Origin of the sequence: Paracoccus marcusii, from assembly GCF_006151785.1 — a bacterium.
Taxonomy (GTDB): Bacteria; Pseudomonadota; Alphaproteobacteria; order Rhodobacterales; family Rhodobacteraceae; genus Paracoccus; species Paracoccus marcusii.
In genome coordinates, this window is record NZ_VDDD01000189.1 from 1 (window position 1) to 4,715 (window position 4,715).

General features: G+C 69.8%; 6 protein-coding genes and 1 pseudogene. 5 read left to right on the forward strand and 2 right to left on the reverse strand.

Going from position 1 to position 4,715, the window contains the following annotated elements; all coding sequences use genetic code 11:
* The 5 genes from FHD68_RS19205 to FHD68_RS17715 all read left to right on the forward strand — a co-directional run.
* Positions 1-212 (forward strand): TOBE domain-containing protein (locus FHD68_RS19205; protein ID WP_244297953.1); only part of this gene is annotated, 212 nt, incomplete at its 5' end.
* Positions 212-1,204 (forward strand): sulfate ABC transporter substrate-binding protein, encoded by a 993-nt coding sequence (locus tag FHD68_RS17700; protein WP_127899543.1) that lies wholly within the window; start codon positions 212-214, stop codon positions 1,202-1,204. The genes FHD68_RS19205 and FHD68_RS17700, both read left to right, overlap by 1 nt.
* Positions 1,201-2,049, forward strand: coding sequence for a sulfate ABC transporter permease subunit CysT (gene cysT, locus FHD68_RS17705; RefSeq protein WP_127899542.1), 849 nt, complete (start codon positions 1,201-1,203; stop codon positions 2,047-2,049). The genes FHD68_RS17700 and cysT overlap by 4 nt, the downstream gene beginning before the upstream one ends.
* Positions 2,046-2,852, forward strand: coding sequence for a sulfate ABC transporter permease subunit CysW (cysW, locus tag FHD68_RS17710; protein ID WP_127899541.1), 807 nt, complete (start codon positions 2,046-2,048; stop codon positions 2,850-2,852). The genes cysT and cysW overlap by 4 nt, the downstream gene beginning before the upstream one ends.
* A gap of 66 nt (positions 2,853-2,918) precedes the next feature.
* Positions 2,919-4,043 (forward strand): zinc-binding dehydrogenase, encoded by a 1,125-nt coding sequence (locus FHD68_RS17715; protein WP_127899540.1) that lies wholly within the window; start codon positions 2,919-2,921, stop codon positions 4,041-4,043.
* Here FHD68_RS17715 and FHD68_RS17720 read toward each other — a convergent pair.
* Together FHD68_RS17720 and FHD68_RS19210 are read right to left on the reverse strand one after the other, a co-directional pair.
* The gene (locus tag FHD68_RS17720) at positions 4,040-4,348 is read right to left on the reverse strand and encodes a hypothetical protein (RefSeq protein WP_045999728.1); all 309 of its coding nucleotides are present in this window, start codon (positions 4,346-4,348) and stop codon (positions 4,040-4,042) included. The two genes, FHD68_RS17715 and FHD68_RS17720, sit on opposite strands and share 4 nt — an antisense overlap.
* Positions 4,345-4,715: pseudogene (locus FHD68_RS19210) on the reverse strand (hypothetical protein); the annotation flags it as partial. The pseudogene FHD68_RS19210 and the gene FHD68_RS17720, both read right to left, overlap by 4 nt.

The following is a 4,715-nucleotide window of genomic DNA, read 5'->3' on the forward strand; positions in this document are numbered from 1 at the left end:
CGCCGGACGCCGACGGGCCGTGGCGCGTCCAGACCTTGGCCAGCACCGGTGCCGAGCTTCGCCTGACCGTCGCCCATCCGGGCGGCGCCGAGGCCGAAATCCAGATGCCCCGCCGCGGCGCCCCGACGCTGAGCCGCGGCGCGCCCGTCACGCTGGCCGTCCAGGCCGCAACGATCTTTGCCGATGCCCCAATGCAGAAGGAAACCGCCTGATGAGACTGCCCCTGATCGCCACCGCCCTGGCCCTGACCCTGTCCGGCCCCGCCCTTGCGCAGGACAAGCTGCTGAACGTCAGCTATGACATCGCGCGCGAGCTGTTCGAGGCGCTGAACCCTGTCTTTGCCAAGAAGTGGCAGGCCGATACCGGGCGCAGCCTGACCATCGACATGTCGCATGGCGGATCGTCGCGCCAGGCCCGCGCCATCCTGGAGGGGCTGCCGGCCGATGTCGTGACCTTCAACCAAGAGACCGACGTGGACGTGCTGGCCGACGGCGGCCTGCTGCCCGAGGACTGGCGCGACGCGCTACCGAACGGGGCGTCGCCCTATTACTCGCTGCCCGCCTTCCTGGTGCGCGAGGGCAACCCCAAGGGGATCGAGGATTGGGACGACCTGGCCCGCGACGACGTGGCGCCCGTGTTCCCCAACCCCAAGACCAGCGGCAATGCGCGCTATACCTACCTGGCGGCCTATGCCTATGCGCTGGCGCAGAACGGCGGCGATCAGGCGGCGGCGCAGGAGTTCGTGCGCGCCGTCTTTGACAACGTGCCGGTCTTTGACACGGGCGGGCGCGCGGCCACCCAGACCTTCGCCGAACGCGGCATCGGCGACGTGCTGGTGACCTTCGAAGCCGAGACCGGCCAGATCGCCAAGCAGTACGAGGCGCAGGGATTCGAACGCGTGACGCCATCGATCAGCCTGTTTGCGGCCTTCCCGGTGGCCGTGGTGGCCGAGAATGCCGAGGACAACGGCACGACCGAGCTGGCCACCGCCTATCTGGACTGGCTCTACACCCCTGAGGCGCAGCGCATCCTGGCCCAGAACTTCTATCGCGTCACTGATGAGACCGTCGCCGCGGAAGTCGCCGACACCCAGGCCCCGGTGGAACTGGTCACCGTGGACGACGTCTTTGGCGGATGGGACCGCGTGCGCGAGGAGCACCTGGCCGACGGCGCGATCCTAGACCAGGTCTTCGTGAACCGATGACCACGGCCACGGCCCCGATCCGCGCCAAGCGCGTCCTGCCCGGCTTCACGCTCAGCCTGGGCACGACGCTGCTGTACCTGGTGCTGATCGTGCTGATCCCCATCGCGGCGCTGATCCTGAAGGGTGCGCAGATCGGGCCCGCGGGGTTCTGGGCCATCGTCAGCAGCGACCGTGCGCTGGCCGCGTTCCGGGTCACGCTGACGGCGGCGGCGATCGCCACGGCCTTCAACGCGGTCTATGGCCTGCTGATGGCCTGGGTGCTGGTGCGCCACGACTTTCCGGGCAAGCGCATCCTGGACGCGCTGATGGACGTTCCCTTTGCGCTGCCCACCGCGGTGGCGGGGCTGTCGCTGACGGCGCTGTTTTCCGCCAACGGCTGGTTCGGGCAGGTGCTGCACCCCCTGGGCGTGCCGGTGGTCTATACGGTGCTGGGCATCGCGCTGGCCATGGCCTTCACTTCGATCCCCTTCGTGGTGCGCACGGTCCAGCCCGTGCTGGAGGATCTGGACCCCGCGCTGGAACAGGCGGCCGAGACCCTGGGCGCCACGCCGTGGCAGTCCTTCATCCGCGTGGTCTTTCCGGCGATTCTGCCCGCTTGGCTGGCCGGCTGCGCGACCGCGTTTGCCCGGTCCCTGGGCGAGTTCGGCGCGATCGTCTTCATCGCCGGCAACCTGCCCGGAGAGACCGAGATCGCGGCGCTCCTGGCCTTCATCCGGCTGGAGGAGTTCGACTATAACGGCGCGGCGGCCATCGCGCTGGTCCTGCTGGGCTTTGCGCTGGTGCTGCTGGTCGTGTCGAACATCCTGCAATCCTGGGCCGCCCGCCACCGCGAGGCCACCCGATGACGCCGCGTCGTCCCGCCCGGTCGGGCCGCCTGCTGGTGGCAACGGCCGTGGTGCTGACGCTGCTGATCGTGGTGGCGCCGCTGGTCTTCATCTTTGCCCGCGCCTTTTCCGAAGGCTGGCGGGTCTATGCCGACACCATCCTGCATCCCGATACGCTGCACGCCATCTGGCTGACCAGCCTGGTCGCGCTGATCGTGGTGCCGATCAACATCGCCTTCGGCATCGCCGCCGCATGGGCGGTGGCCAAGCACCGCTTCCGGGGGCGCGGCATCCTGGTCACCATGATCGAGATCCCGTTCTCGATCTCTCCGATCATCGCGGGGATCTGCTATCTGCTGCTCTATGGCCGCCAGGGGCTGCTGGGGCCGTGGCTGCGCGAGGTCGACCTGCAGGTCATGTTCGCGCTGCCGGGCATCGTGCTGGTGACGCTGTTCGTGACCGCACCCTTTGTCGCGCGCGAGGTGCTGCCCCTGATGCAGGCGCAGGGAACCGATCAGGAACAGGCCGCGGTGACGCTTGGCGCGTCGGGCTGGCAGGTGTTCCGCCGCGTGACCCTGCCCAACATCAAGTGGGCGCTGCTGTACGGTGCGGTCCTGTGCACGGCGCGCGCGGTCGGCGAATTCGGGGGCGTGTCCGTGGTGTCTGGCAACATCCGCGGCCAGACCAACACGCTGCCCCTGCATATCGAGCTGCTGTTCAACGACCTGAACGCGGTGGGCGCCTTTGCGGCGGCCTCGACCCTGACCCTGCTGGCGCTGGTCGCGCTGGTCCTCAAGGCGGTGCTGGAGGGGCGGCGCGGCTGAGGGCCCCGCTTGCCCCCGCGGGGCGCCGGGCATAGCGTGGGGTCCAACCCATCAGCCGAGGACATCATGACCCATCACGGCCAGGAACTGAGATCGACGATCACGCCCGACGGAACGCTGCGGGTGCATCTGGAGCCCGTCACCCATCCCGACCCCGCTCCCGGCCAGCTGCTGGTGCGGATCGAGGCGGCGCCGATCAACCCGTCGGACCTGGGGCTGCTGTTCGGGCCCGCCGACATGGACAGCCTGACCGCAGGGGGCACCCCCGACGCCCCGGTCCTGACCGCCACGGTTCCCCCCGCCGCGATGCCCGCGATGAAGGCCCGCATCGGCCAGTCGCTGCCCGTGGGCAACGAAGGCGCGGGCACCGTCATCGCCGCCGGCCCCGACCTGTCCCATCTGGTGGGCAAGCGCGTGGCGATGATCGGGGGGGCGATGTATGCGGACCTGCGCCTGATCGGGCTGGAGGCCTGCATCGTGCTGCCCGACGGCGCGACCGCGGAACAGGGCGCGTCGCTGTTCGTGAACCCGCTGACCGCGCTCGGCTTTGTCGAGACGATGCGGGCCGAGGGGCACAGCGCCATCGTCCATGCGCCTGCCGCGTCGAACCTGGGCCAGATGCTGGTGCGCATCTGCAAGGATGACGGGATCGGCCTGGTCAACATCGTGCGCAGCCAGGACCAGGTCCGGCTGCTGCGCGATCTGGGCGCGGTCCATGTCGTCGACAGCAGCAGCGACAGCTTTCGCGCCGATCTGGAACAGGCGATCGAGGCCACCGGCGCGACGCTGGCCTTCGATGCCATCGGCGGCGGAGAGATGACAAGCATCATCCTGAACGCGATGGAGGCCGCGGCCGCGCGCAAGATGGACAGCTATGACCGGTACGGGTCGGACGTGATGAAGCAGGTCTATGTCTATGGCGCGCTGGACACGGGGCCGACGGTGCTGCGCCGCGGATTCGGGTTCAGCTGGCGCATCGGCGGCTGGCTGCTGTTCCACATGCTGCGCCGCACCGACAAGGCGATCACCCAGAGGATGCGCGAACGGGTCGCGGCGGAAATGACCACGACCTTTGCCAGCCATTATTCCGAACGCCTGACCCTGCGTGAGGCGCTGTCGCCGGATGCGGCCCGTGCCTATGTCCGCAAGGCCACGGGGGCCAAGTACCTGATCACCGGCCCGCGCCCCTAGGCGCAGGTCGAGGTCGCGATCACCGGGAACAGTGTCACCAGGGTCGAGACGAATCCGATCCAGGCCCCCATGGTGATCAACTGCCGCGGGCGTCCCCGGCCCGCGGGCATGACCCGGATCAGCACCAGGTGCAGGATCAACCCCGCCCCCCATGCCAGCCACATCGCCATGTGGTGCCAGTCGGCGATGGGGGCGGGGCGGTCGGTCCAGCCCAGGTTGCAGCCCGCGCCGTGCAGCGCATAGACCAGCAGGAACATCGCTGCCCACAGGATCGGCCCGGCCAGGGCGCGCCACAGCCAGCTCATGACAGCACCTCCTGCGCGGCGACCAAGGTCAGCGACACGGCCGAGGTGCCCAGCCAGAAGGACTGGAACAGCTGCCAGATCGGGGCAGCGCCGCGGCGGGCCCAGCTGGTGCGGCCCCCGCGGGCATCGGCCAGGCTGCGCAGGGCCAGCATCGCCGTGACGACGCCGTGGAACACCGCAAAGCCCAGGATCACCGCGCGCAACGCGTCGCGCGCGTGACGGCGCGGGTCATCCAGCCCCAGGGCCAGCCCCGCCAATGCCACCAGCGCGACCAGGCAGGCGGCCAGTCCGATCCCGGCCCATGTGGTGCCCTCCGCCCGGTCGCGCAGCGCCTCGGCCCGGTGGGCCGCGATCAGGCCGACCGCCA